This is a genomic window from Agromyces allii, from assembly GCF_009749385.1.
In the GTDB taxonomy this organism is placed as follows: domain Bacteria; phylum Actinomycetota; class Actinomycetes; order Actinomycetales; family Microbacteriaceae; genus Agromyces; species Agromyces allii.
In genome coordinates, this window is sequence record NZ_WBIN01000012.1 from 15,047 (window position 1) to 39,733 (window position 24,687).

Here is a 24,687-nt window from a genome sequence, read left to right on the forward strand (position 1 = left end):
GCGGCGGGCGTCGATGCGAGGGGTCAGCCCGCCGGGGAGTTCACGGCGTAGGACTGGTGCGCCAGCTCGGCACCCGCCTCGATCAGCGCAGGCAGATGCCGCTCTGCACGTTCGGGCTCGGCGCCGACGGTCGAGAGCACGACCGCTGCGACCAGTTCGCGCTCGGGGGAACGCACCGGAACGGCGACGCACGCGCGTGCAACCGCCCCGGGTTCGGTGCAACGGGCGTATCCGAGCCGGGCGACCTCGGACGCGATCCGCCGACGCTCGTCGATCGAGATGCCGGAGGCGCGCGCCGAGTCGGCCACGACCTGTGCCGCTCGGGGATCGGCGGTGGGTTCGAGCGGCGGGAACTCCGCGATGAGGAGTCGACCGATCGCCGTGGCCCCGAGCTGGCGGCGGGTCCGGTCGATCGAGAGGAGCGGCAGGTCGGGATCCTCGTCGACGATCGCGACCCGACCACCGGAGTAGCGCACGAAGTGCACGGCCTCACCGGTGCGCACGCGGAGTCCGGCGATGATCTCGGGCGTCGGGTCGGCCGTACGGGGCGCGATGAGGTGCGCGAGCTCGACCACGCGCACGCCCAGCACGAAGCCGTCGAGCGTCGGATGCCGGAGCAGGTACTCGTCGCTCGTGAGCGAGTTGATCAGGCGGTACGCGCTCGTGCGCGGAATGCCGAGCAACTGGGCGATGCGGTTGGCCGAGAGCGTCGGGCCGCCGCGTGCGACCTCCTCGAGCACCGCCAGTGCGAGGGCGATGCCGCTGCCGCCCGCCGGGCCGCTCATGACCGCCGTGCAGGTGCGCCGGAGGAGATGGCATCGGATGCCACGGGGGTGTCGTAGGCGCCGATCCGGCCGGCGAGTCCTCTGCCGGAACGCACGCGCAGGAGGTGGGCGATCGTGGCGCCGGCGATGAGTGCGATGAGGATGCAGAGCGCCGTGGCGTCGTCGGCCGCCTCGGCGAGCATCTCGGTGGCCGCGACCCCCGCGAGCGCGAGCGTGCCGAGGAGCGCCGGCCAGGCTTCGCGGAGGCTGAACTCCCTGATGCGCAGGAGGTACGGGGTCGCCGCGGCGCAGACCGCGAGGTAGGCGAGGATGAACGCCATGCTCTCGGCCAGGTGCACGACGTCGCGGTAGAGCGATTCCCGGCCGGCCCCGACGAGCAGCAGTGTTCCGATCACGAGTGCCGTGCCGACCGCGAGCGCGGCCACGTGCGGCGTCGCGAAGCGGGCAGAGGTCCGTCCGAGCGCCCGCGGGAGCACCCCTTCACGGGCCATGGTGAACACGAGGCGCACGAGGGCGTTCGTGCATGCGAGCGTGCAGGCGATCCACGAAGCGGCGACGACGGCGTGGATCACGGGGTCGAGCCACGGGTTCGCGGCCAGATCGGCTTCGGTGAGCAGCGAGGCTTCGCGGCCTCCGGCCACCGCGGAGAGTTGGGCGAGCACGCCGAACAGGTAGACCGCGGCAACGGAGCCGACGGTCCACACCAGGGCGCGGGGCACCGCGGCGAGCGGGCGGCGGCTCTCGGGGCCGAGTGCCGCTCCGCTCTCGAAGCCGACGAAGCAGACGAGGGCGAAGCCGATGCCCTCGGCGAACGCCGAGAGGGAGGGGGCGGTTCCGGCATCGGGCACGACCCCCGCGAGGTTCCACCCGCTCGCCGCGAACACGGCGAGCGAGACGCTGATGAGCGCGGCGACGACGACGGCTTCGACGACCAGCATGACGCGCGTCGACATCCGTGCCCCGAGGGCGATGACCGCGGTGACGGCCGCGCCGATCCCGATCACGAGCAGTGTGGATGCGGGCCCCTCGGAGGCCCAGCGCTCGGTGCCGCCGAATGCGGCGTCGAGTCGGCGCACGGCGCTGCGCAGGGTGTCGATCGAGACGCCCGCGTAGCCGAGGAGCAGGGCGACTCCGGCGACCATCCCCGCGGCCGGTCCGAGTCCTCGCGTCACGAACGTGTAGATGCCGCCCGCCGCGGAGATCCGCCGCGCGAAGACCGACATGGCCAGGGCCACGAGGATCACCGCCGCCGCGGTCAGCAGCAAGGTGACGAAGGCGAACGAGCCGGTGCGGTCGACGAGTCCGCCGGTCAGGATGAGGAGCCCGCCCGCCGGTGCCACCGCGGCGACCGACTGGGCGACGAGGTCGAGCGTCGTCACCGATCCGCGTCGCAGGCCGTGCAGCGGCGACACGGATCCCAGGCTCGCGTCGGGGGTCCGTCGCGCGATCGCGTCGCTCAGTGCGCTCACCGGTGCCTCCTCGTGCCTGCACCGTATGCGTCGACGATTTCGCGGCCGTCAGCACCGTGTTTCGCGGGTGTGACTCCGACCGGGACGTCGGCGGCCGCTTCGGGCGTTCGGGCCCTTCCGCCGTCAGCGCTGACTGGTCGTGACGGTGACCGTGCCGTCGGCCGACCAGACGACGACGAACCACGCCGCCGCGCGCTCGGCGACCACGTGGATGCCCTCCTCGGGGAATCGCCCGCCCTCGGTGCAGCGACTCAGGCCGCCCTCGGCGGCGAAGTCCAGCACCAGGCAGGCCTCGCCGTCGCGGAGCGCCGCGAACACGCCCGAGCCGTCGGGCAGGGTCAGGAGCAGTCGCTGCTGGCGGAACCCGTCGCGCACCCAGGAGCGCGGCAGCGCGTCGCCCGAGATCGACTCGCGCGTGAAGACCTTCGACGCGGCGGCCTCCGAGACGAGCGGCAGCGACTCCAGGTACTCCGCGTACGCACGTGCGGTCGTCGGCGGCGAGGAGGCCGGAAGGGCATCCAGGGCGGCGGGTGCGGCGGGGCCGCGGCTTCCGAGCCCCCATCCGATGAGCACGCCCGCCGCCAGGGCGATCGCGCCGGCGATGAGGGCCCAGCGCATGCGCGACTCCGGCCGGTCGGGGACGACGGATGCCGGTGCGCCGCCGGTCCGGGCGGGTTCGAGCTCCGGCCGGGCCGTCGTCCGGGGCACGGCGAACATCGCGGATCCGCCATCGCCGTCGGCCTGGGCGAGCCGGCGGACCGCCTCCTCGCGTTCGGCGTCGCTCGCCCCCGAGCCGAACGCGATCCGCTGCAGGCGCGCCACCTCGGCGTCGCGCGCGCCCGCGGCATCCGGAACCGCATCGTCCGGAACCGGATCGTCCGGAACCGCGTCGTCGTCTCGCTCGCCGTTGCCCGCCATGACGTCCTCCACCACCGGTCGTCGATGGGGCGGCGACCGCCGCGATGTCGGGTCGTCCTTCAGGATCCCGCACGGACGCGACTGCGGCAACCGCCGGCGAACGACCGGCGATCACCGTCGCCGGCGACCGTCAGTGGCCGGTGACGGTGATCGCCCCGTTCGACGTGGCGAGGTCGAGCGTGAACTCGCCGTCGGAGTCCTCGTCGATGTCGACGTCGACCGATCCGTTCGAGGTGTCGGTCGTGACCCGGTACCCGGCGCCCTCGGTCGGCACCTCGAGGTCGATGGCGCCGTTCGAGGTCCTCGCCTCGACGTCCTGCGCGGTCGTGAGGCGCAGGTCGATGGCCCCGTTCGAGGTCGAGGCCCGGATGCCGTCTCCGGAGAGACCGCGCCCCTCGACGCGCCCGTTGCTCGTCTCGACCTCGATCGAGCCGGTCACGTCGTCGAGCTCGATCCGACCGTTCGCGGTCGAGACGTCGACCTCGTTCACGCCCGTGAGCGAGACTTCGCCGTTCGTGGTCGCGCCGCGAACATCGACGCCCGCCGGCAGTTCGATCGTGTAGTCGACCGTGCAGTTGCGTCCGCATCCGCTCAGCACGAGCACGCCGTCGTCGACCTCGAACGTCGCACCCACCGTGCGCTCGCCCCGGTACGAGACCGTTCGCGAGACCTCGATGCCGGTGGCCTCTGCGGACCCCCTCACGATGACGCTGCCGTCGGGCTGGTCGATCTCGATCGTGTGCACCGTGTCGTCGAGCGTCTCGTCGTCGCTGAACCGCTCGGGTGGGGCCAGGAGCCCGCATCCGCTGAGCATCAGGGCTGCCGCCGCTGCGACGGCGCCGATCGTGAGCGTGCGTGCTGTGTGGATCATGGTTCTCCCCCCGCGGGCTTCCGCCTCGGCTCCGACGATAACGAGGCCGCCGTCGCGCCCGCACGGGGGCATGCCCCCGAGTCGGGCGTGGGGTCGACGCCTCGATATCCCGCCGCGGATCCGACGGGAGGTCTAGGCTGACCGACATGGGCAAGGTGACCGAACCTGCCCCGGGGGAGTACGGCCCGCCAGAGCCGGAAGTTGTCGACGGCGGCGAGCGCGACACCCGGGGGGACCACGGCTTCTTCGGACAGCCGCGACCGCTGGTGCACATCTTCGGCGTCGAGATGTGGGAGCGGTTCAGCTTCTACGGCATGCAGGGCATCCTGCTGCTGTACCTGTACTACTCGGCCGACCAGGGCGGCCTCGGCATGGACAAGGCCGTCGCGACCGGCATCGTCGGCGCCTACGGCGGGGCCGTCTACCTGTCGACCGTGCTCGGCGCGTGGATCGCCGACCGGCTGCTCGGCTCGGAGCGGGTGCTGTTCTACAGCGCCATCGTGATCATGGCGGGGCACATCGGGCTCGCGCTCATTCCCGGCTTCTGGGGCGTCGGCGTGGGTCTCGTGCTGGTCGCGTTCGGGTCGGGCGGGCTCAAGGCCAACGCCACCACCGTGGTCGGCACCCTGTACTCCGCGAAGGACTCGCGACGCGACGCCGGATTCTCGATCTTCTACCTCGGCATCAACCTCGGCGCGTTCTTCGGCCCGATCCTCACTGGACTGCTGCAGAACACGTTCACGGCCGAGAACGGCTACCCGCCCGCACTCGGGTTCCACCTCGGGTTCGGGCTCGCGGCCGTCGGCATGGCGTTCGGGCTCATCCAGTACTCGTTCGGGCGCAAGGGACTCCCGCCCGGGGCATCCGTGATCCCCAACCCGTTGCCCCGCAACCGGTTCGGCCTCGCGATCGGCATCGCCGCGGCATCCGTCGTCGTCATCGTCGTGCTCGTGCTCGTCGGGCTCATCACGGCCGCGAACCTCGTGACGTGGGTCATCGCGGGCACCATCGTCGCCGCGATCTCGATGTTCGCCGTGATCCTCACGAGCAAGCACGTCGAGCACATCGAACGCCGCAGGGTGCTCGGGTTCATCCCGCTGTTCATCGCGAGCGTCGCGTTCTGGTCGCTCTACCAGCAGCAGTTCACGGTGCTCACGATCTACTCCGACGAGCAGCTGGACCGCTCGATCTTCGGGTGGGAGATGCCGGTCTCGTGGGTGCAGTCGATCAACCCGATCTTCATCATCGTGCTGTCGGGCGTGTTCGCCGCGATCTGGACGAAGCTCGGCGACCGGCAGCCCACGACCCCCGTGAAGTTCGCCCTCGGCACCGCGATCATGGGCGTCGCGTTCCTGCTGTTCCTGCCGTTCGCCGACGGCGGGGCGAACTCGACGCCGTTGCTCTGGATGGTGCTCATCCTGCTGGTGTTCACGATCGCCGAACTGCTGCTCTCGCCCATCGGGCTCTCGGTCACGACGAAGCTCGCGCCGAAGGTGTTCCACGCGCAGATGGTCGCGCTGTTCTTCCTGTCGGTCGCGCTCGGCACGGCGATCGCCGGGCAGCTCGGGGCGTTCTACACGCTCGTCAACGAGGCCACCTACTTCGGCGTGCTCGGCCTGATCGCGATCGTGCTCGGCGGAGCGCTCTGGCTCGGCCGCAAGCCCGTGCTCGCGCTCATGTCGGGGGTGCGCTGAGCGCTCGACCGGCGCGTCGGATCCGTCCGCCGCATCCGGTTACGATGGGCGGGCACGCATGAGGGGAGGTCGGATGTCGCGCGCCCTCGTCGTGATCCCGACGTACAACGAGCGGGAGAACCTCCCGTTGATCGTGGCGCGCGTGCGCGCCTCCGTGCCGGAGGCCTCCGTGCTCGTGGTCGACGATGCGTCGCCCGACGGCACCGGCTACCTCGCCGACGACCTCGCCGCGAACGACGACGCCGTTCGCGTGCTGCACCGCACCGCGAAGGACGGACTCGGCGCGGCCTACCTCGAGGCGTTCGAGTGGGCGCTCGACCGCGGTCACGACCCGATCGTGCAGATGGACGCCGACGGCTCGCACCTGCCCGAGCAGCTGCCCTCGCTGCTTCGCGCGCTGCAGACGACGGATGACGCGGGCCGGCCCGTCGACGTCGTGATCGGCTCGCGGTGGATCGAGGGCGGCACCATCGAGAACTGGCCACGCCACCGCGAGCTGCTCTCGCGGTGGGGCAGCGCGTATGCGCGCACCATGCTGCGGCTCTCGACGCGCGATGCCACGGCCGGCTACCGGGTGTTCCGGGCGCAGGCGCTTCGTGCGATCCACCTCGAAGACGTGCACACGCGCGGCTACGGGTTCCAGGTCGACATGCTCTGGCACGCCCGCCAGGCCGGACTCGTCGTCGTCGAGGTGCCGATCACGTTCGTCGAGCGCGTGCACGGCCGCTCCAAGATGAGCCCCATGATCGTGGTCGAGGCCATGCTGAAGGTCACCGCGTGGGGCATCGCCGGGTTGTTCCGGCGGTCGAAGCCCGCCGGTGCGGAGGCCGTTCGCGGCTGACCGGCGACGCCCCTCGGGGGAACCCTCGCTCAGCCCCAGCCGAAGAGCTGGGTCCACGTGAGGTCGGCGACGCCGACGCCGATCTCGCGCAGGTCGCATCCGCAGGAGGTCGGCGGCCGCGCATTCCGGACGATTCGTCGGATCGCGGCGACGAACGGTCGGGCGCCCGGGGCGAGGCGACGCGAGAGTGGTACTCCATCCGAAGGAGCGTCATGTCGACGAACACCGCAAGCACCACCGCCATAGCCCCGTCGCCCGCGGGGTCGTCGACCGGCCAGGTCGACGCGCCGGCACCCCGCCGGGCCGCCTGGGCGGGCGTCGTCTCGCTCGGCCTCGGCATCTTCACGCTCGTCGCGAGCGAGTTCCTGCCGGCGAGCCTGCTGTCGCCGATCGCGGCCGACCTCGGCATCTCCGAGGGCACGGCCGGACAGCTCGTGACGGCGACGAGCGTGATCGGCATCATCGGCGGCCCGCTCGTGGTCTCCGCCCTGCCGCGCATCGACCGCCGGTGGGTCATGGTCGGCCTCACGACGCTCGCGATCATCTCGAACGTGCTCGTCGCCATCGCGCCGGTGTTCGGCCTCATGCTCGCCTCGCGCCTGCTGCTCGGTCTCGCGATCTCGGGCTTCTGGGCGATGTCCCTCGCCGTGACGGCGCAGCTCGTGCCCGCCGACCGGCTCGGACGGGCCATGACGATCGTGAACATGGGCGTCTCGCTCGCCACGATCGCCGCAGTGCCGGCCGGTGCGTTCCTCGGCGAGCTCGTCGGGTGGCGCACCGTGTTCCTCGGCGCCGCGGCGGCCGGAGTGGTCGCCCTGGCCGTGCAGCTCGCGACCCTGCCCTCCGTGCCGCCGACCGGTTCGCCGGGGTTCCGCACCCTCGTGAGCACCGCCGCCCGCCCGGTCGTCGCGCTCGGCATCCTCTCGATCGTGCTCATCGCCGGCGGTCACTTCACCGGGTTCACGTACCTGCGCCCCGCCTTCGAGACCATCGGCGGACTCGACCCGGCCGCGCTGGCCCTCGTGCTCGCGATCTTCGGCGTCGCCTCGTTCGTCGGCAACCTCGCCGCGGGCCCGCTCGCAGACCGCCGACTCGGCGTGCTCGTGCTGGGCGCACCCGTGGCGGTCGGCATCGCGACGGTGCTGTTCGCGCTGTGGGGTGCGAACTTCGGCGTCGCGGTCGCGTCGGTCATCGTCTGGGGGATCGGTTTCGGCGCGATCCCGACGATGGTGCAGACGTGGATGGCCGGCGTCGCACCCGACCGGCTCGAGAGCGCCGGAGGACTCGTCGTCGCCGCCTTCCAGGTCGCAATCACGATCGGCGCCGGCGTCGGCGGCCTCCTCGTCGACTCGGTCGGCGTGCAGGCGGCCTTCCTCGGCGGCGGCGTGGCCGCCGTGCTCGGCGGCATCGTGCTGACCCTCGCCAGGACGCGGCGCTCCTGAGCGTCGTCGGAGTCAGGCGGCGGGCTGCAGTGCGGCCCGCCGCCACCGGCTCGGCGCGACGCCGCTGTGGCGGCGGAACGCACGACTGAATCCGTCTTCGCTGTCGTAGCCGAGCCGGTACGCGATGTCGCTCACGGGCTCGCCGTCGCGCAGCATGCGCTCGGCCCGCGTCATCCGGATGCGGGTGACGTACCTGGCCGGGGTGTCGCCGACCGCGTCGCGGAAGTGCTCGGCGAACTGCGATCGGCTCGCGCGTGCGACCCGGGCGAGCGAGGCCACGGTCCACGGCGAGCCGGGCGCGTCGTGGATGGCCGCCAGTGCGAGGCCGAGGTGATGGTCGTGCGCGGCGGCGAGCCAGGGCCGTGCGCTGCCGCACCCGTGCTCGAGCCAGAACCTCACCGATCCGGAGACGGCGGCATCGGTGAGCCCGGCGATCACGGAGATCGCCCCCGGTCGGCGGAGCGCCGCCTCACGGTGGATCGTCTCGAGCAGTGCGGCGAAGCCCGGCTCCTGCTGCCCGAAGCCGTAGGAGTGGAGCACGGGCGGCATCGCATGGGTCATCAGCGGGTGGGCGCCCAGCAGGGCGATCGAGATGCCGACGAACTGCGAATCCTGTTCGGCGCGGAGCGTGAACCGGCCGCCCCGGGGGAGGAGCGCGAAGTCGCCCCGCCCGGTGCGGTACACGCCGCTGTCGTGCTCGAGCTCGATGGCACCGGACACGACGAAGAGGAACCGGCCGCCGTCGTGCTCCTCGCGCCGGAGGTCGCCGGCGGGGAGGTCGTGGTGGTCGACCCCGAGCACCGACCAGCGCAGGTGCTCCATGAGCAGGTCGATCGTGCGCGCGTCGTCGATCGCCGCGCCGGGCGGCGTCCGTTCTGCGAGATCGCACATGAAGGGTGCAATCGCGATCGTGCCGAAGACATTCCCGAACCCGTGCTCCGTGACGTCGGGTGTCGTCCGCCGCGTGCGCGCCGACGCCCGCGCGGGCTCAGCCGACGAGCAGCAGCGGGTCGGCGATCAGCCGCTCGCGCGCCTGCCGTCGGGCGCCGACGAGCGCGGCATCCGGCCCGCCGACCGCGCGTGAGAACGCCGGGATCGCACTGATCGCGCCGTTGCCGACCGTCGGCCGGTTGCCCTGCAGTGCGGTCTGGATGTCGCCGACGAGCCCGCCCCAGTAGCCGCCGATCACGACGACCGCCGGGTCGAGGGTCGGCACGACGATCTGCAGGGTGCGACCGATCCAGTGGGCGGCGTCGAGCCACGACCAGCGGGCGCGGTCCTCGGCCTCTGCGATGCGCAGCACGAGTTCGTCGATGGCCTCGGCACGGCCGTTCGCGGCGGCGAACGCAGCCAGCCCGGCGCGTTCGAGCACGACGTCGGGCGCGGCGACGGTCGCGAGACAGCCCTGCTGCCCGCACCGGCAGCGCAGTCCGCCCGGCACGATCGGCAGGTGCCCGAACGTGGCACCGAGTCCGTGCGCGCCGAGCAATGGGCGTCCGGAGGCGAGGGCCGCGGCCGAGACCGCCGTGTCGCCGTCGAGGTAGAGCACGTCGGCGATGCCGGGCAGGGCGTCGAGCTCGACGCTCGCCGCGGCCACGGCGGCTGGCACGACCTGCATCGGCAGCGGCAGCAGTCGTTCGATCTCGGCGAGCGAGGGGATCAGCGACCGCAGTCCGCCGAGCACGTCGACCGGTTCGGCGCCGAACCTGGCGTCGGTGACCACGACCGACGGCGACCCGACGACGGCGCCGTCGACGAGCACCGTGATGTCGGCGATGCGATGCGCTGCCCGCTCTGCGCGGGCGATCGCGCGGGCGAGTACGACGGCGAGCGGGGTGAGCGCTTCGGGCGTCGAATCGGTTCCCGAGCGGGTCGCGCCCGCCAGGCCGATCGGACCGGTCGCCGGGGGCGCGCCGGTCGCCCCGGCGCCGCTCGTCGTGGCGGACGCGGCGGCCACGATCGGCTCGCTGAAGCGGGCCTCCTCGTCGCCGGCGAGACTCGAGACGGTCGCGATCGCCGCATCGAGCGAGAGCCGTGCCGTCACGAGCACGCGGTCGCCGCCGGTGAGGGCGAGCGGCGTCGAGCGGCCGTCGCCGTGCGCGTCGCCCGATTCGCGGATCACGCCGGCGTCGAGCAGGCGTGCCGTCAGGCCCGCGATGGTGCCGCGGCCGAGGCCCGTGGCATTCACGAGTTCGCTGCGGGTCGCCGTGCCGTGGGTAACGAGGTGCTCGACCACACGGGCCGATTGTTCGCGATGGAGGTCGAGGGGGCCGGTGATGGTCGGGACCGTCGTATCGCCGGGTGTCATGACGCAAGCATGAACCCGCACGGCCTCCCGGTCACGTACCCCGTTCGGGGGCCGAGTCCGGGAGGCCGGGAGTTCGGACCGATCAGGCGCCCAGGAGCGACCGCACCGAGGCGTACCCGTCGGCGACCACGCTCGACGGCGTGTCGTACACGCGCGTCGTGCGCGCGGCATCCGTGTACCGCGGCCAGCCGGGCTCGCCCGTCGCGACGAACGCGACGGCGCCGCCGTGCACCTCGTCGGCGAGGCCCTGCGGCGGGTTCGGGCCAGCGAGCGGTTCGATCGCGATCGAGTCGAGGCAGTCGAAGAAGAACGGCACGTCGAGGCAGTGCTCGGCGAAGCCGAACGTGCCGGACGGCCACGAGAACCGGTACACCCAGGTCGGGGCATCGCCGCGCAGGGCGGCGAGCGCGACCACCGCCGAGCGGAACATCCGGTCGGTGAGCAGCCGGCCCGCGATGCGTGCCGTGCCCTTCGCAGCGACGTCGGCGTTCGCGGCGAGGTAGGCCTTCTGCGCGGCCTTCGGCAGGCCGAGCTTGCGCAGCACGATCGACTTCGGCACCCACCGGAGCTTCTTCTCGGCCTCGGCGAAGGCCATCGTGAACTCGTCGTCGGTCGCACCGAGGACGAGCGGCTTGTCGGCGCCCACCCCGGCGATCAACGACTCGCGCGTCGGCCGGAGGATGAGCTCGCCGTCGACGGCGGGCCCGAGGGGCAGCCCGTGCTCGATCACGTCCTGGAGCCCGGCCGCGCCGAGGTCGGTCGCCTTCTTCTGCAGCTCGAGCACGCGCTCCTCGCTCAGCGACCCGAAGCCCGCCCGGGTCGGTTCGACCCCCGCCGTGGCCGCGAGCTCGCGGCCGAAGGCCTCGCTGCGCTCCGGGGCGACATCGGCCAGCGCACCCGAGATCGCGTAGACCCCGTGGAACAGGTGCTGCGCGGCCTCCATGCCGAGCAGCGTGAGCACGGCCCCGCCGCCGGCCGACTGCCCGGCGATGCTCACGCGCGACGGGTCGCCGCCGAACGCCGCGATGTTGCGCTGCACCCACTCGAGCGCGAGCAGCCAGTCGCGCACGCCGCGGTTGCTCGGGGCATCCGCGATCCATCCGAAGCCGTCGAAGCCGAGACGGTACGAGATCGTCACCGTCACGACGCCGTCGCGGTTGAACCGGCCGCCGTCGTACCAGAGGCTCGCGGGGGAGCCTGCGAAGTAGCCGCCGCCGTGGATCCACACGAGCACGGGCAGGCCGTCGGTGCCGCTCTCGGGCGTCGCGGGCGACGGCGTGAACACGTTCACGTTCAGCGTGGACTCGCCCGGCACGCTCGGCTCCGGGATGAGCGTCACGCCGGGGTCGCCGCGCTGCGCGGTCGCGCCGAACTCGAGCGCGTCGCGCACGCCCTCCCATGGCGCCTTCGGCACGGGGGCCGCGAATCGCAGGGCGCCCACCGGCGGCTCGGCGAAGGGAATGCCGAGGAAGGCGGCGGATGCCTCGGGCGAACCCGGTTCGCCGCGCCAGGCGCCGCGCACGACGCCGGCCTCGGTGCCGACCTCGACGAAGTCGGAGGGGGAGGGGGAGGTGGAGGCGGAGCGGCTCCCGCTCGCGGTGGTGGCGGTGGCGGTGGATCGGTCGGTCATGGGGTTCCTATCGGACGCTCTTGATGGGCAGGAGGACGAAGGCCGCCGCGACGACCGCGACGATGCCGAAGACGAAGAGCATCGGGTACCCGCCGAACGCGCCGATGATGAGGCCGGCGATCGCGGGGCTCATCGCCTGCGGGATGTTCGTGGCGATGTTCAGGATGCCGAGGTCCTTGCCGGCTCCCGCGCCGCCGGCGGGCAGCACCTCGGTCATGAGTGCCGCATCGACCGACATGTAGACCCCGAACCCGACGCCGTTGATGACGCTCATGACGATCATGCCCGTCATGTTCGGCATGAGCACCGGCGCCACGAGGCCGAGCACCATGATGGCGGATGCCGCGTAGATGAAGACCTTGCGACGGCCGATGCGGTCGCTCCACCATCCGGAGACGCCGATGGCGATGAGGGTGGGCACGAAGGCCGCGAGGGTGAGGGTGAGCACGGCACCCGGCGCCTCGGCGACGGGGACGCCGATGTAGTCGGTGAGGATGTACAGCTGGAACGCGGTGACCACGAAGTAGCCGAGCACGAGCAGGAATCGGGCCGCGAAGGCCCAGGCGAAGTCGGGGTGCTTGCGCGGGTCGATCCAGAATCCGGCGAAGAAGCGCCTCCAGCTCCACGCCGGCACGACGGCGTCCTTCGACGACCAGTCGCGGTTGACGACCACGAAGAGCACGGTCACGACGATCACCGCGATGCCGAAGGCCGAGTAGCCGACGCCGAGGTTCGCCGCGAACACGCTCGCGACCATGATGCCGAGGGTCATGCCGACCTGGGTGCCGATGCCGAACATCGCGCTCGCCGCACCGCGCTTCTCGCGCGGGAACCGGTCGGGCGTGAGCGCACTGAGCGGCCCCTGCAGACCGTTCAGCGCGACCTGGATGATCACCCAGAACACAGTGATCCAGAGGAGCGAGGTGAGCGAGCCGAGTCCGAGCAGGAACAGGCCGCCGACGAGCGCGCCGCCGACCATCCACGGCGTGCGTCGGCCGAAGCGCGAGCGCGTGCGGTCGGAGAAGGCGCCGACGATGGGCTGGGCGAAGAGCGTGAACACGAACGACACGGTCGTGACGATCGCGAGGTTCGCGACCTTGTTCTCCTCGTCGAGAAGCGCGATCTGGGTCGGCAGGAGGATCGCGATCAGGCCGCCGTACGTGGCGAACAGCGTGAGCGCCGTGACGAGGATGCCGGGCAGCAGTGCTCTCGTCGGCGGCGGACTCTGCGGCGGTTCGCCGGCGACGGGTCCGGTCGCGGAGATGGCGCCGGTGGGGGCGATGAGGGAGGTGGGGTCGCCGGAGGCGGCGGGCTGGATCGACATGAGGCTCCTCTTCGTTGAGAACGACCTGGGGGAGGGACGAGCGCGTCTCGGCAAAACCGAACGGCGCTCGGTGATGAGTATGCGCCGTTCCCGCAAAGAATTCAACCGTTGAACTAAATGGGCGCGACGGCCCGCGGCCGGCCGCCGAGGATCGCGGCGATCACCGAGCGTCGAAGCGCGCTCCGTCGGGGTCGGGCTCGAGGACGGCGAAGACCAGCACCGCGTAGCCGCCCACCGGTACCAGCGAGAGCAGGTACCACCATCCGGATCGATTCGTGTCGTGCAGCCGCCGCACGGTCACCGCGATCGACGGCACGAGGAGCGGCAGCAGCAGGACGAAACTGATGATGATCGGCACGCCGATCGCGACCGCGAGGTCGATGGTCAACTGCGGCACGTCGAACACGCCCGAGGTCTCGGTGTTGCCCTGCACCGCCGACGCGACCACGGCCGCCATCCCGATGATCAGGGCGATGCCGAGCAGGACTCCCAGCGCGGCCCCGATGATCGACTGGAACAGGTAGGCCCACCAGAACTCCGACCGGCTCGCCCGGCCGGAGAATCGCGCGTAGTTCCGGAAGAACCTCGAGACCGATTGCCCGAACGTCGCGCCGTACAGCGGGAGGTCGAGGGGTGCGGCTTCCGCGACCCGGGGCGGGGCCGATGCGAGCGTGGTCATCGTGGTCTCCAAGGTCGGGTGACGTTCAGACGCCGAGTCGCGACGGGTCGGCGAGAAGGCGGTCGCGGGCCGCCCACGCGGCGCCGAGGAGGGCCGCGTCGGTGCCGAGTCGCCCGGCCGACACGATCGGGATCTCGGATGCCGGCCCGCCGAACGCCGCGGCCACCGCGGGCCGGTTGGCACGGAAGGCCCGCTCGATCGATGGGGTGCGCGCCGCCCAGAACCCGCCGATGACGATGGTCGACGGATCCGTCGCGAGCGAGAGCACCTGGAGGGCGCGGGCGATCCAGGGCAGCGCGGCGTCCCACGCGGCGGTCGCGGCGGGTTCGCCGGTGTCGACGCGACGGGAGAACTCGTCGAGTGCGGCAGCGAGGCCGTGTTCGCCCACGAGCCGGGTGAGGCCCGCGCGCTCGAGCAGTGCGTCGGGCCCGGCGATCGTGACGAGGCATCCGGTCTGCCCGCATTCGCAGGCCGGCCCGTCGGGGATGAGGGCGAGATGCCCGAGCGAGGCTCCGACGCCGTGCGCTCCCTCGACGACCCGGCCGCCGGCGATGATCGCGCCGCCGATGCCCGAGTTGGACTTGAGGTAGACGAGGTCGTCGACGCCGTCGAGGAGCGAGCGTTCGGCGCGCGCGGCGAGCCAGCCGTCGGAGGCGAGGGTCACGACTCCGGGTAGTTCGGGCACGCGGGCGCGCAGCCCGCCGAGCAGGTCGACGACCCCCCAGCCGAGGTCGGTGTCAGCGAGGACGACCGGCGGCTCGCCGCCGACCGGGGCGAAGACGACGACCGGCACCTCGACGACGCGGCGTCCGAGCTCTGCAGCGGCGCGGAGCGCATCGCGGGTCACCTCGCCGAGCACGTCCAGCACCGCGTCGGGAGCGCCCATCGGGCGCCCGTGACGACGTTCGACCCGGTGCAGTTCATCGCCGGCCAGGTTCGTGAGCAGCGCGGTCGCGGTATCCGCGTCGACCTGGGCGACGAGCACGGCGACGGTGTCGGCCGCCAGCTCGAGCCGGGTGATCGGCCGTCCGCGGCCGGTCTGCGTCGGGTTCGACTCGCGCACCACGCCCGCCGCTGACAGGGCCGTCGCGAGCGCCGTCACCGCACCCCGTGTGAGTCCGGTCGCCGCGGCGATCTCGCTGCGCGCGCTCGGACCCGACGCGACGAGGTGGTCGAGCACGAGGGTCAGGTTGTGCCGCCGGACGTCGCCCGAGACGAGCGAACGCGCTGCCCGCGGCATCCGGTCAGCCCTGCCTGGTGATGAGCTGCCAGAGGTAGGCGATGTGCTCGGCCATGTCGATGGAGGGGTCGAGCATCCACTGGGTCTGCAGGCCGTCGGCGGCCGCGAGGAACAGGTTGGCGATGCGCTCGATGTCGAGCTCGGGGTCGAGCCGGCCGGCCTGCTGCTCCTCGCGGAGCATGCCGCCGAACGTGGCCCGGAACTCCACGTAGCGCTCGACGAAGAAGTCGTGCGCCGGGTGGGCGGTGTCGACGGCCTCGGTCGAGAGCTGCGCGTAGAGCTGCACGAGCCCCGGCACCTCGCTGTTGTGCCGGATCACGTCGATGAACGACTCGATCGGGCGATCGACCTTGAGCCCGTAGGTGGCCATGTCGACCTCGTCGCGCTTGCGGAGCACCTCCTGGAAGAGCTCCTCCTTCGACGAGAAGTAGTGCAGCAGGCCGGCCTGGCTGAGCTCGACCGCGTCGGCGAGCTCCTTGACGCTCGTGCGGCGGTACCCGTTGCGTGCGATCACGTCGAGCGCAGTGGTGAGGATCTCCTCGCGCTTGGCGATGCCTTTTGCGTACGAACCTCGTTGAGCCATAGGCAAATGCTACGGATCCCGGCCTTGCAATCCAAAACCGAGCGAAGTATGGTTTTGCGAAATGCCTCGATGAAGAGGCTCCGAGAGGACCCACAGCCCATGACGACGATGTCTTCCCCAGCATCACCGGTCGAACCCTCGCCCGAACCCGCGGCAGCCGACTCCGCAGCCGACTCCGCAGTCGACGACGCCCTCGCCTTCGTCGAGGAGGCAGCCGGCAACGAGGATCCGCCTGCCCCGATCAAGGGCGTGCGCCGCCTGCTCGGGTGGATCATCCCCGCCAACCTCGGCATCTTCCTCATCTGGGGCGCGGTTCCCGGCATCCTGCTCCCGGCCCAGATCTCGTTGCTGTTCGGCGAGGCCGACAAGGTCGCGAACCTCACGCTCGTGGCGACCATCGGCGCGTTCTGCTCGATGCTCGCCCAGCCGATCGCCGGGCAGATCTCCGATCGCACCCGCTCGCGGTTCGGCCGGCGCGCACCCTGGATCTTCATCGGCGCACTCGCCGGCGGCCTCTCGCTCGTCGGGCTCGCGTTCGCGGACTCGCTGGTGGGCGTCGTGATCGCGTGGAGCCTCGTGCAGATCACCTACAACATCGCGCAGGGCCCGCTCAGCGCGATCATGCCCGACCGTGTGCCGCTCAAGCGACGGGGCACCTTCGCCGCCCTCTCGGGCATCGGCCTCATGGTCGGCGCCCTCGGCGGGCAGATCGTCGGCTCGCTGTTCTTCAACAGCATCACGGCCGGCTACGTGACCTTCGCGGCATTCTCGCTCGTGATCCTCACGCTGTTCCTCGTCTTCAACCCGGACCACTCCTCGAAGGAGCTCGAGCCCGAGCCGTTCCGGTTCGCCGACTTCCTGCGCACGTTCTGGGTGAACCCGGTCAAGCACCCCGACTTCTTCTGGGCGTTCACCGGTCGCCTGCTGCTCTACACCGGCTACTTCGCCGTGACCGGCTTCCAGCTCTACCTGCTCACCGACTACTTCGGGGTCGAGAAGCCCGAGACGATCATCCCCATGCTCGGCCTGATCAGCCTCGTCGGCATCCTCTCGGCCACGATCGTGTCTGGTCCGCTCTCCGACAAGGTGGGCCGCCGCAAGCCCTTCGTGTTCATCTCTTCGGTGGTCACGGGTCTCGCGCTCGTCGTGCCGTGGGTCTGGCCCGACCTCACCGCGTGGATGGTCTTCACCTTCGTCTCCGGCCTCGGCTTCGGCATGTTCCAGGCCGTCGACACCGCGCTCATGAGCGAGGTGCTGCCCTCGGCGAAGTCGTTCGCGAAGGACCTCGGCGTCGTCAACATCGCCGCGACGCTGCCGCAGACCCTCGCCCCGGGCGTCGCCGGCGCCATCGTGCTCTCGTTCGGCTACGCCGCGCTCTTCCCCGTGGGCATCGTGCTCTCGGTCCTCGGCGCGTTCGCGGTCTGGCCCATCAAGGCGGTGAAGTGATGACGGATGTCTCGACCGCGACGAACCCCGTCGTGTCCCCGTCCCCGGCCAAGCGCCCTCGCGCGCTGCTCGTCTCCGGGCTCATCGGCCTCGCGCTCTTCATCGCCTTCGGCTTCGCCGTGTTCCAGAACGTCGAGGCGCCGTTCACCCAGCCGCTCGACGACGCCTGGCGCGCGCTCATCGGCGCGTCGGCCCTCGACCAGGTCAGCTGGATCGTGCCGATGTTCTTCCAGTACCTCGGCGAACTGCCCGGATTCGCGCTCACGATCCTGATCATCCCGATCTGGCTCTTCGTGATCCGCCGCTGGCGCACCGGCCTGTTCTGGCTCACCTCGGTGCTCGTCGGCAACATGATCGTGTCGCAGGTGACGAAGAACCTCGTCGATCGGCCCCGCCCGGCCGACGACCCCGCGAACGGACTGTTCGGCCCGCTCTTCTCGGTCGACCACGGCTCGTTCCCCTCGGGGCACAGCGTGAGCGCCGGCATCCTGATCATCGCCGTCGCCGCCGTGCTGCCGCCCGCGAAGCGGTTCGTGTGGTGGTTCGTCGCCGCGTTCATCGGCCTCGGCATGATCTGGCAGCGCACCCTCATCAACGCGCACTGGTTCTCGGATGCGGTCTTCGGCATCATCGGCGGCGCCAGCGCGACGCTGATCATCTGGTGGCTCTTCGCGAACCTGCTCACGAAGGACTACGGCAAGCCGCTGTTCCGTCGTGCGGCGAGCACCGCAGCGTCGACGCCGTCGAGCCCGGCCGGCGCACCGGCCACCATCTAGACCCGTACCAAAGACGCCGGCGCCCATCGCCGGCACAGTGAAGGAGCACCATGACCGACACGATCAACACCGCCGTCGAGACGTCCGCCGCGGATGTCGTCGCCGACCTGACCACCGAGGAGAAGGCGTCGCTCACGAGCGGTGCCGACTTCTGGACCACGAAGTCGGTCGACCGCGTGGGCCTGCCCTCGATCCTGCTGACCGACGGCCCCCACGGCGTCCGCCTGCAGCGCGCGGACAGCGACCACCTCGGCATCGGCGACAGCGTGCCGGCCACGTGCTTCCCGCCCGCCGTCGCGCTCGGGTCGTCGTTCGACCCCGAACTGCTCGAGCGCGTCGGCACGGCACTCGGCGAGGAGGCGCAGGCCGAGGGCGTCGGCGTGCTCCTCGGCCCCGGCATCAACATCAAGCGCTCGCCGCTCTGCGGCCGCAACTTCGAGTACCTCTCCGAGGACCCGATCGTCTCGGGCGTGCTCGGCTCGGCGCTCGTGCGCGGCCTGCAGTCGCAGGGCGTGGGCGCCTCGCTGAAGCACTTCGCGGCGAACAACCAGGAGGCCGACCGCATGCGAGTCTCGGCCGACATCGACGAGCGCCCCCTGCGCGAGATCTACCTGCGCGGATTCCAGCGCGTCGTCGAGGACGAGCAGCCCTGGACCGTCATGTGCTCCTACAACCGGCTCAACGGCGTCTACACGTCGGAGGACCCGTGGCTGCTCACCAAGGTGCTGCGCGACGAGTGGGGCTTCGAGGGCCTCGTCGTCTCGGACTGGGGCGCCGTGAACCACCGCGTCACCGGCCTCGTCGCCGGCCTCGACCTCGAGATGCCCGCGAGCGCCGGCCGCACCGACGCGCAGCTCGTCGCCGCCGTGCAGGACGGAACGCTCGACGAGGCCGCGCTCGACCTCGCCGCGCTCCGCAACGTCGAGCTCGTGCAGAAGGCCGTGCGCAACGCCCGCGCCGACGCGACCTACGACGTCGACACGCACCACGCCCTCGCCCGCGAGGTCGCGGCCGCGTCGATCGTGCTGCTGAAGAACGACGGCGTGCTGCCCCTCGCGGCCGACGCCTCGGTCGCTGTCATCGGCGAGCTCGCCCGCACTCCCCGCTACCAGGGCGCCGGCTCCTCGCAGATCAACCCGACGAAGCTCGACAACGCGCTCGACGAGATCCGCGTGCTCGCCTCGACCGAGGTCGCATTCGCGGCCGGGTACGGCGACGACGGGTCGAGCTCGGACGAGCTCACCGCCGAGGCGGTCGCCGCGGCATCCGCAGCCTCGACCGTGCTGCTGTTCCTCGGCGTGCCGGCCGCGCAGGAGTCGGAGGGCTTCGACCGCGACGACCTCGAACTGCCCGCAGCCCAGCTCGAGCTGCTCGACGCCGTGCTCGCCGTGAACGCGAACGTCGTCGTCGTGCTCTCGAACGGCGGCGTCGTACGCCTCTCGGGCTTCGCCGACCGCGTGCCCGCGATCGTCGAGGGCTGGCTGCTCGGCCAGGCCGGCGGCGGCGCGGTCGCCGACGTGCTGTACGGCGTCGTCAACCCGTCGGGCCGTCTCACCGAGACGATCCCGGTGCGCCTGGCCGACAGCCCCGCGTACCTCGACTTCCCGGGCGAGCACTCGCACGTGCGCTACGGCGAGGGCCTCTTCGTCGGCTACCGCTGGTACGACGCGCGCGACCTCGAGGTCACCTACCCGTTCGGCCACGGCCTCTCGTACACGAGCTTCGAGTATGCGGATGCCGCGGCGACCGCCTCGGCCGAGGGCATCGCCGTTCGGGTCACCGTGACGAACACGGGCGACCGCGACGGCGCCGAGATCGTGCAGGTCTACTCCTCGGTCGAAGGCTCGTCGGTCGTGCGCGCACCCCGCGAGCTCAAGGGCTTCGCCAAGGTCGCGCTCGCCGCAGGGGAGTCCCGCGAGGTCGAGGTGCTCCTGCGTCGCAAGGACCTCGCGCACTGGGACACGCGCGTCGACGAGTGGGTCGTCGAGGGCGGCACGTACACGGTCTCGATCGGATCGTCGAGCCGCGACATCCGCACCACCGCGACCGTCGGCGTCGAGGGCGATGCCGTGCAGGCGCCGCTCTCGATGAACTCGTCGATCGGCGAGCTCATCGCGCACCCCGTCGCCGGCCCGATCATCATGCAGGCCTTCACGGGCGGCGTCGAGGGCGACGGCGGCGCGAACCCGGCCGGCGCGATCATGGCCGACCCGTCGATGTTCAAGATGATGGCCTCGTTCCCGATCGGCCGCCTCGCGTCGTTCCCCGGCATGCCGGTCACGATGGACCAGGTCGAGCGGCTCATCGCGGCCTCGAACGGGCAGGACGCGTAACCTCGCGACCCCCGCTCCGCGGTTCACGGTGCCCCGTCTCTCGTCTTGCGGCGAGCGGCGAGGCACCGTCGTCTCCGGCCCGGGATGCGCTGCGCTCGGCCGCGACGTCGAGACGTCGCACATGGTCGTCATCCGCCCGGGATGTCGACCATTCGCGACTTCTCGACGTGGGCATGGGCGTCGTGCGGGCGTCATGCGGGTCGCCGCAACCCCCTGTCGCGCCGAGCCGCCCGGTGCAAGACTGGCCGGAGCAGACGGAGGGGGAACCGCATGCCGCTCACGAAGGTCGAGGCCGCGCGCAAGTCCGCCCGCGCCGAGGCGAGGCGGGCCGTGCGCGAAGCCCGTCGCGCCGCCAAGCGCGCACGCAAGGTCGGTGAGAGCCTCACGCGGGCCGGTGCGGAACGGTTCGCGGCGCTGACGGCCGACGCGCAGGCCGACGTGCGCATCGCCCGCGAGCTGCGCAAGAGCCGCCCGCGCGAATCGGTCAGGCTGGCGCATCGGGCCACGCGGCGCCTGGTCGGCGCCTCGACGCGGGCCGCGGCATCCGGCGATGCAGACGAACGCAAGCAGGCGGATGCCGCGGCGAAGCTCAACCAGCTCGCGATCGCCCTCGAGGCGAAGCAGCGGCGAGCTGCGGCCAAGAAGATCGACCGCTGGGCCGACTCCTCGGCGAAGGCCTGGCAGAAGCACGCCGACGCGCTCGCAGCGAAGTCGACGACCGAGTAGGCGCGCCAGAGCCGTCTCGAGACCTCGCCGCGCGCCAAGACTCGCCGGTCGAGTAGGCGCGCCGGCGCCGTATCGAGACCCGACTCTGCTCGGGTCGCTGGTCTCGATACGCTTCGCTACTCGACCGGCGGGGTGCTCACTGCTTGACCGACGGCTTCTTCGCGGCGGGCTTGGTCGCGGTCGCTGCGGGCTTCGCCGCCGCAGGCGTGCGCGGGCTGCGCGTCGTCTTCGGCTTGGCGGTCGCGACGGCCTGCGCCGCGGCATCCGCCAATGGCTTGGCGATCGGCACCATGCGCGTGAGCTGGGTGACGTGCTGGGGGCCGAGCTCGTCGAGGGTGGCGACCTCGAGCAGCTTCATCGTGCGCTCGACCTCGCCCTTCAGGATCGAGATCGTCTTGTCGACGCCACGACGCCCGCCGGCCATCAGGCCGTAGAGGTACGCGCGACCGATGAGCGTGAAGCGTGCGCCGAGGGCGACCGATGCCACGATGTCGGCGCCGTTCATGATGCCGGTGTCGACGTGCACCTCCAGGTCGGAGCCGACCTCGCGCACGACGTGCGGCAGCAGGTGGAACGGGATCGGCGCACGGTCGAGCTGGCGCCCGCCGTGGTTCGAGAGCACGATGCCGTCGACGCCGCGGTCGGCGAGCAGGCGCGCGTCTTCGACGTTCTGCACGCCCTTGACGACGATCTTGCCGGGCCACATCGAGCGGATGATGTCGAGGTCGTCGAACGAGATCGTCGGGTCCATCGCGGAGTCGAGCAGCTCGCCGACGGTGCCGCCGGTCGTCGACAGCGACGCGAACTCGAGCGGCGGGGTCGTGAGGAAGTTGATCCACCAGGCGGGCCGCGGGATCGCGTTGATGATCGTGCCCGGGGTGAGCTGCGGCGGGATCGAGAAGCCGTTGCGCTTGTCGCGCAGGCGCGCGCCCGCGACGGGCGTGTCGACCGTGAAGAAGATCGTGTCGAAGCCGGCCGAGGCCGCGCGACGCGTGAGCTCGTACGAGATCTCCCGCTCGCGCATGACGTACAGCTGGAACCAGTTGCGGCCGGTCGGGTTCGCGGCCTTGACGTCTTCGATCGACGTGGTGCCGAGCGTCGACAGCGTGAACGGGATGCCAGCGGCACCGGCCGCGCCGGCACCCGCGATCTCGCCCTCGGTCTGCATGAGCCGGGTGAAGCCGGTCGGGGCGATGCCGAACGGCAGCGCGCTCGTGCCGCCGAGCACCTCGCGGGTCGTGTCGACCACGGGCACGCTGCGCAGGATCGACGGGTGGAACTCGACGTCCTGGAACGCCTGACGCGCCCGCGCCAGCGACAGCTCGCCCTCGGCGGCGCCCTCGGTGTAGTCGAACGCGGCCTTCGGCGTGCGGCGCTTCGCGATGTCGCGCAGGTCGGCGATCGTGAGCGCCTTCTCGAGCCGACGGTCGGTCGGGTCGAGCGTGGGCGTCTTGAACTTCATGAGCTGCGCGAGCTCTTTCGGATTCGGGAACTGGCGCTTCACCATGAGCTGGTCTCCTCGAGGGCGTGGGGGTCGATCTGGGGTTCGGGCATCGTCTCGGCGTAGTACCCCGAGATGTGGTCGTGGGTTCGGGTGCGGGCGGCCGCGGCATCCGTCGCTCGGATCGCCTCGACGATGCCGCGGTGCTCGCGGCGCAGTCGGGCGGATGTCGCGGGCCAGTCGACGATGCGCGCTAGGCCGTCGAGCGCGTAGCCCTCGATGCCGCTGCGCAGGCCCGCCATCGTCGCGATGATCACCTGGTTTCCGGATGCCTCGGCCAGCGCCAGGTGGAAGGCGGCGTCGAGCGCGAGGAACTCCGACGGGTCGAGGTCGGGGGAGTCCATGGCGTCGAGGAGGGCGTCGGCGGAGGTGAGGTCGGCAGCGCTCGCGCCGGGCTCGCCGGTCGTCGTGGATGCGCCGGTCGCGCCGGTCGAGGAGCGCGGCGTCTCGAGGCCGGCGCCACCGCGCTCGGCGAGCTCGCCCGCGACCGAGGTCTCGAGGATGAGCCGGGTGCGCACGATGTCGGCGACCGGGAAGCCGTGGGCCGCGACCTGCAGGCGCATGAGGGCGCTCATGGCGCCGCCGGGCGTCGCGATGATGATGGCGCCAGCGTTCGGGCCGGAGCCGGAGGCCGTGCGGATCAGCCCCATGGCCTCGAGCACGCGCACCGCCTCGCGAACGCTCGAGCGTCCGACGCCGAGGTCGGTGGCGAGCGCGCGCTCGCCGGGCAGCCGGTCGCCGGGGCGCAGGTCGCCGTCGAGCAGGCGTCGCTCGACGTGCTCGAGCACCGTGCGCCAGGCACGGGGGCTCTCGGTGTCGTTCGTCACAGGCCTCCCTCTGCGCTGCCGGTGTGGTCTGACCACAGTAGCACGTGTGGTCAGACCACACCGAGGGATTGGCGAGTGGGCGAAACCGGCGCCGTCCGGATGTGCAGGCGCGCCGAGACCGCCCACTCACGGCCGAGCGGACGCGGAGGGGAGGAGCAGGAGGAGGCGAGCTCCGCGTCAGTCCTTCTCGGGGCGGATGCGCACGCGTCCGCGGCCCGACTCGTCGACCTCGACGACGCCGGCGCGCGACTTCAGGAAGTCCGTGAACGAACCGAAGCCGAGACGCCGCTCCTGGAACGAGGGGTCCATGCGCAGCATCTGGTTCTTCACGGCGCCGGACGACTGCCATTCGTCGTCGTTCTTCGCGCGCAGCAGCTCGAGCGCCTTGACGAGCAGGCGCCCGGGGTTGCGCGTCGGAGCCGAGGCGTCGGGCGACATGAACGCGACGCTGGGCACGCCTCGCGGCCCGGTGGTCGCCGGCACGAAGATCTCGTCGTCGACGGCGGATGTCGCGGCCTTCGTGGCGGCTCCGCCCGACTTCGCGCGGCGATTCGTGCGCTTGGCGGGGGCGGCCGCGGCATCGGCGGCATCGGCCTGGTCGGGATCGGCGTCGGCGGCGGCATCCGCCGGTGCCGCCGCGTCGGCGCTCTTCGAGGCGGGCTTCTTCGAGCCGCGGCGGCTGGAGGCCACGGGCGCCGGCTCTGCGGCATCCGCCACCTGATCGACCGAGTCGTCGGTCGAGAGCAGCGCGTCGTAGTCGGCGTACTCGTCGCAGGCCGCCGTGAGGGCGCGGCTCGTGCCGCCCGCGACGCCGATGCCGACGACGTATCGGCCGAGGCGCTTGGCCTTCTGCGCGAGCGCGACGTAGTCGGAGTCGCCCGCGACGATCACGATGTGCGTGAGGTCGTCGATGCGGAACATGTCCTCGATCGCGTCGACCGCGAGCCGGATGTCGGCGCCGTTCTTCGTCGCCGAGAGCGGGAACAGCTGCACGAGGTCGACGGCGCGGTCGATGAGCTGTCCGCGGTAGCTGGCGTTCACGGGCGTCGACCAGTCGGCGTACGCGCGGGCGATCGCGATGGTGCCGAACGTGGCGGCGAAGTCGAGCACGGCGTCGACGTCGACCGTGGCCTGCGTCAGACGCTCGGCCGTCTCGGACCCGGGGGTGACGGTCTTCCGGCGCGAGGTGTCGCGTCGGTACTGGCTGTCGCCGTGCAGTTGGTCGTAGCGCGAGATGACGATGTTGTCGAAGTCGAAGTACAGGGCCACGCGGGGTTCTGCCGAGATGGGCATG

General features: G+C 71.7%; 21 protein-coding genes. 7 read left to right on the plus strand and 14 right to left on the minus strand.

What is annotated here, in order from left to right:
• Nucleotides 1–23: 23 nt before the first annotated feature.
• The 4 genes from GQR16_RS15085 to GQR16_RS15100 all read right to left on the minus strand — a co-directional run bounded on the left by GQR16_RS15085 (nt 24) and on the right by GQR16_RS15100 (nt 4,043).
• Entirely contained in the window at nt 24–785 is a 762-nt protein-coding gene (locus tag GQR16_RS15085; protein WP_157415995.1) for an IclR family transcriptional regulator, read from the minus strand.
• Entirely contained in the window at nt 782–2,254 is a 1,473-nt protein-coding gene (locus tag GQR16_RS15090; protein ID WP_170298524.1) for an APC family permease, read from the minus strand. The genes GQR16_RS15085 and GQR16_RS15090 overlap by 4 nt, the downstream gene beginning before the upstream one ends.
• A gap of 123 nt (nt 2,255–2,377) precedes the next feature.
• The gene (locus tag GQR16_RS15095; protein ID WP_157415997.1) at nt 2,378–3,172 is read right to left on the minus strand and encodes a hypothetical protein; all 795 of its coding nucleotides are present in this window, start codon (nt 3,170–3,172) and stop codon (nt 2,378–2,380) included.
• A gap of 130 nt (nt 3,173–3,302) precedes the next feature.
• Nucleotides 3,303–4,043: a DUF4097 family beta strand repeat-containing protein gene (locus tag GQR16_RS15100; RefSeq protein WP_157415998.1), complete on the minus strand. Its 741-nt coding sequence runs from the start codon at nt 4,041–4,043 to the stop codon at nt 3,303–3,305.
• Nucleotides 4,044–4,189: 146 nt separating this feature from the next.
• On the opposite strand from GQR16_RS15100, the gene GQR16_RS15105 reads away from it, so the two are divergent.
• The 3 genes from GQR16_RS15105 to GQR16_RS15115 all read left to right on the plus strand — a co-directional run bounded on the left by GQR16_RS15105 (nt 4,190) and on the right by GQR16_RS15115 (nt 8,020).
• The gene (locus GQR16_RS15105) at nt 4,190–5,737 is read left to right on the plus strand and encodes a peptide MFS transporter (RefSeq protein ID WP_157415999.1); all 1,548 of its coding nucleotides are present in this window, start codon (nt 4,190–4,192) and stop codon (nt 5,735–5,737) included.
• Nucleotides 5,738–5,810: 73 nt separating this feature from the next.
• Nucleotides 5,811–6,578 (plus strand): polyprenol monophosphomannose synthase, encoded by a 768-nt coding sequence (locus GQR16_RS15110; RefSeq protein ID WP_157416000.1) that lies wholly within the window; start codon nt 5,811–5,813, stop codon nt 6,576–6,578.
• 212 nt (nt 6,579–6,790) lie between these two features.
• Entirely contained in the window at nt 6,791–8,020 is a 1,230-nt protein-coding gene (locus GQR16_RS15115) for an MFS transporter (RefSeq protein ID WP_157416001.1), read from the plus strand.
• Between the two features lie 12 nt (nt 8,021–8,032).
• Here the strand turns inward: GQR16_RS15115 and GQR16_RS15120 are convergent, their stop codons facing one another.
• From GQR16_RS15120 to GQR16_RS15150, 7 genes are all read right to left on the minus strand, one after another.
• Nucleotides 8,033–8,911, minus strand: a complete 879-nt coding sequence (locus GQR16_RS15120; protein ID WP_157416002.1) for a helix-turn-helix transcriptional regulator — start codon at nt 8,909–8,911, stop codon at nt 8,033–8,035.
• Nucleotides 8,912–9,008: 97 nt separating this feature from the next.
• Entirely contained in the window at nt 9,009–10,328 is a 1,320-nt protein-coding gene (locus tag GQR16_RS15125) for an ROK family transcriptional regulator (RefSeq protein ID WP_170298525.1), read from the minus strand.
• Nucleotides 10,329–10,410: 82 nt separating this feature from the next.
• Nucleotides 10,411–11,958: a carboxylesterase/lipase family protein gene (locus tag GQR16_RS15130; RefSeq protein WP_157416004.1), complete on the minus strand. Its 1,548-nt coding sequence runs from the start codon at nt 11,956–11,958 to the stop codon at nt 10,411–10,413.
• Between the two features lie 7 nt (nt 11,959–11,965).
• Nucleotides 11,966–13,282, minus strand: coding sequence for an MFS transporter (locus tag GQR16_RS15135; protein ID WP_157416005.1), 1,317 nt, complete (start codon nt 13,280–13,282; stop codon nt 11,966–11,968).
• Between the two features lie 160 nt (nt 13,283–13,442).
• Nucleotides 13,443–13,961, minus strand: a complete 519-nt coding sequence (locus tag GQR16_RS15140; protein WP_157416006.1) for a DUF805 domain-containing protein — start codon at nt 13,959–13,961, stop codon at nt 13,443–13,445.
• A gap of 25 nt (nt 13,962–13,986) precedes the next feature.
• Nucleotides 13,987–15,201 (minus strand): ROK family protein, encoded by a 1,215-nt coding sequence (locus GQR16_RS15145; RefSeq protein WP_157416007.1) that lies wholly within the window; start codon nt 15,199–15,201, stop codon nt 13,987–13,989.
• 4 nt (nt 15,202–15,205) lie between these two features.
• Complete coding sequence (locus GQR16_RS15150) at nt 15,206–15,784, minus strand: TetR/AcrR family transcriptional regulator (RefSeq protein WP_211373538.1); 579 nt, start codon at nt 15,782–15,784, stop codon at nt 15,206–15,208.
• A 108-nt stretch (nt 15,785–15,892) separates the two neighbouring features.
• Between GQR16_RS15150 and GQR16_RS15155 the strand changes: the two genes are divergently transcribed.
• From GQR16_RS15155 to GQR16_RS15170, 4 genes are all read left to right on the plus strand, one after another.
• A complete protein-coding gene (locus tag GQR16_RS15155; protein ID WP_157416008.1) occupies nt 15,893–17,230 on the plus strand; it encodes an MFS transporter in 1,338 nt (445 codons plus the stop codon).
• A complete protein-coding gene (locus GQR16_RS15160; RefSeq protein WP_157416009.1) occupies nt 17,230–18,006 on the plus strand; it encodes a phosphatase PAP2 family protein in 777 nt (258 codons plus the stop codon). The genes GQR16_RS15155 and GQR16_RS15160 overlap by 1 nt, the downstream gene beginning before the upstream one ends.
• A 50-nt stretch (nt 18,007–18,056) precedes the next feature.
• Nucleotides 18,057–20,339 carry a glycoside hydrolase family 3 C-terminal domain-containing protein gene (locus GQR16_RS15165; protein ID WP_157416010.1) on the plus strand — a complete coding sequence of 761 codons (2,283 nt, stop codon included), beginning with the start codon at nt 18,057–18,059 and terminating at the stop codon, nt 20,337–20,339.
• A 270-nt stretch (nt 20,340–20,609) separates the two neighbouring features.
• Nucleotides 20,610–21,065, plus strand: a complete 456-nt coding sequence (locus tag GQR16_RS15170) for a hypothetical protein (protein WP_157416011.1) — start codon at nt 20,610–20,612, stop codon at nt 21,063–21,065.
• A gap of 136 nt (nt 21,066–21,201) precedes the next feature.
• Here the strand turns inward: GQR16_RS15170 and GQR16_RS15175 are convergent, their stop codons facing one another.
• The 3 genes from GQR16_RS15175 to GQR16_RS15185 form a co-directional block, all read right to left on the minus strand.
• A complete protein-coding gene (locus tag GQR16_RS15175) occupies nt 21,202–22,572 on the minus strand; it encodes an alpha-hydroxy acid oxidase (RefSeq protein WP_157416012.1) in 1,371 nt (456 codons plus the stop codon).
• A complete protein-coding gene (locus GQR16_RS15180) occupies nt 22,566–23,393 on the minus strand; it encodes a FadR/GntR family transcriptional regulator (RefSeq protein WP_157416013.1) in 828 nt (275 codons plus the stop codon). Before GQR16_RS15180 ends, GQR16_RS15175 begins: the two co-directional genes overlap by 7 nt.
• 177 nt (nt 23,394–23,570) lie before the next feature.
• Nucleotides 23,571–24,686: an NYN domain-containing protein gene (locus tag GQR16_RS15185; RefSeq protein WP_157416014.1), complete on the minus strand. Its 1,116-nt coding sequence runs from the start codon at nt 24,684–24,686 to the stop codon at nt 23,571–23,573.
• Nucleotide 24,687 lies beyond the last annotated feature (1 nt).

Coding starts and splice junctions, on each gene's coding strand:
- GQR16_RS15085 (WP_157415995.1), bottom strand. CDS start 785: ATGAGCGGCCCGGCGGGCGGCAGCGGCATCGCCCTCGCACTGGCGGTG.
- GQR16_RS15095 (WP_157415997.1), bottom strand. CDS start 3,172: ATGGCGGGCAACGGCGAGCGAGACGACGACGCGGTTCCGGACGATCCG.
- GQR16_RS15100 (WP_157415998.1), bottom strand. CDS start 4,043: ATGATCCACACAGCACGCACGCTCACGATCGGCGCCGTCGCAGCGGCG.
- GQR16_RS15105 (WP_157415999.1), top strand. CDS start 4,190: ATGGGCAAGGTGACCGAACCTGCCCCGGGGGAGTACGGCCCGCCAGAG.
- GQR16_RS15110 (WP_157416000.1), top strand. CDS start 5,811: ATGTCGCGCGCCCTCGTCGTGATCCCGACGTACAACGAGCGGGAGAAC.
- GQR16_RS15115 (WP_157416001.1), top strand. CDS start 6,791: ATGTCGACGAACACCGCAAGCACCACCGCCATAGCCCCGTCGCCCGCG.
- GQR16_RS15120 (WP_157416002.1), bottom strand. CDS start 8,911: ATGTGCGATCTCGCAGAACGGACGCCGCCCGGCGCGGCGATCGACGAC.
- GQR16_RS15125 (WP_170298525.1), bottom strand. CDS start 10,328: ATGACACCCGGCGATACGACGGTCCCGACCATCACCGGCCCCCTCGAC.
- GQR16_RS15130 (WP_157416004.1), bottom strand. CDS start 11,958: ATGACCGACCGATCCACCGCCACCGCCACCACCGCGAGCGGGAGCCGC.
- GQR16_RS15135 (WP_157416005.1), bottom strand. CDS start 13,282: ATGTCGATCCAGCCCGCCGCCTCCGGCGACCCCACCTCCCTCATCGCC.
- GQR16_RS15140 (WP_157416006.1), bottom strand. CDS start 13,961: ATGACCACGCTCGCATCGGCCCCGCCCCGGGTCGCGGAAGCCGCACCC.
- GQR16_RS15145 (WP_157416007.1), bottom strand. CDS start 15,201: ATGCCGCGGGCAGCGCGTTCGCTCGTCTCGGGCGACGTCCGGCGGCAC.
- GQR16_RS15150 (WP_211373538.1), bottom strand. CDS start 15,784: ATGGCTCAACGAGGTTCGTACGCAAAAGGCATCGCCAAGCGCGAGGAG.
- GQR16_RS15155 (WP_157416008.1), top strand. CDS start 15,893: ATGTCTTCCCCAGCATCACCGGTCGAACCCTCGCCCGAACCCGCGGCA.
- GQR16_RS15160 (WP_157416009.1), top strand. CDS start 17,230: ATGACGGATGTCTCGACCGCGACGAACCCCGTCGTGTCCCCGTCCCCG.
- GQR16_RS15165 (WP_157416010.1), top strand. CDS start 18,057: ATGACCGACACGATCAACACCGCCGTCGAGACGTCCGCCGCGGATGTC.
- GQR16_RS15170 (WP_157416011.1), top strand. CDS start 20,610: ATGCCGCTCACGAAGGTCGAGGCCGCGCGCAAGTCCGCCCGCGCCGAG.
- GQR16_RS15175 (WP_157416012.1), bottom strand. CDS start 22,572: ATGGTGAAGCGCCAGTTCCCGAATCCGAAAGAGCTCGCGCAGCTCATG.
- GQR16_RS15185 (WP_157416014.1), bottom strand. CDS start 24,686: ATGCCCATCTCGGCAGAACCCCGCGTGGCCCTGTACTTCGACTTCGAC.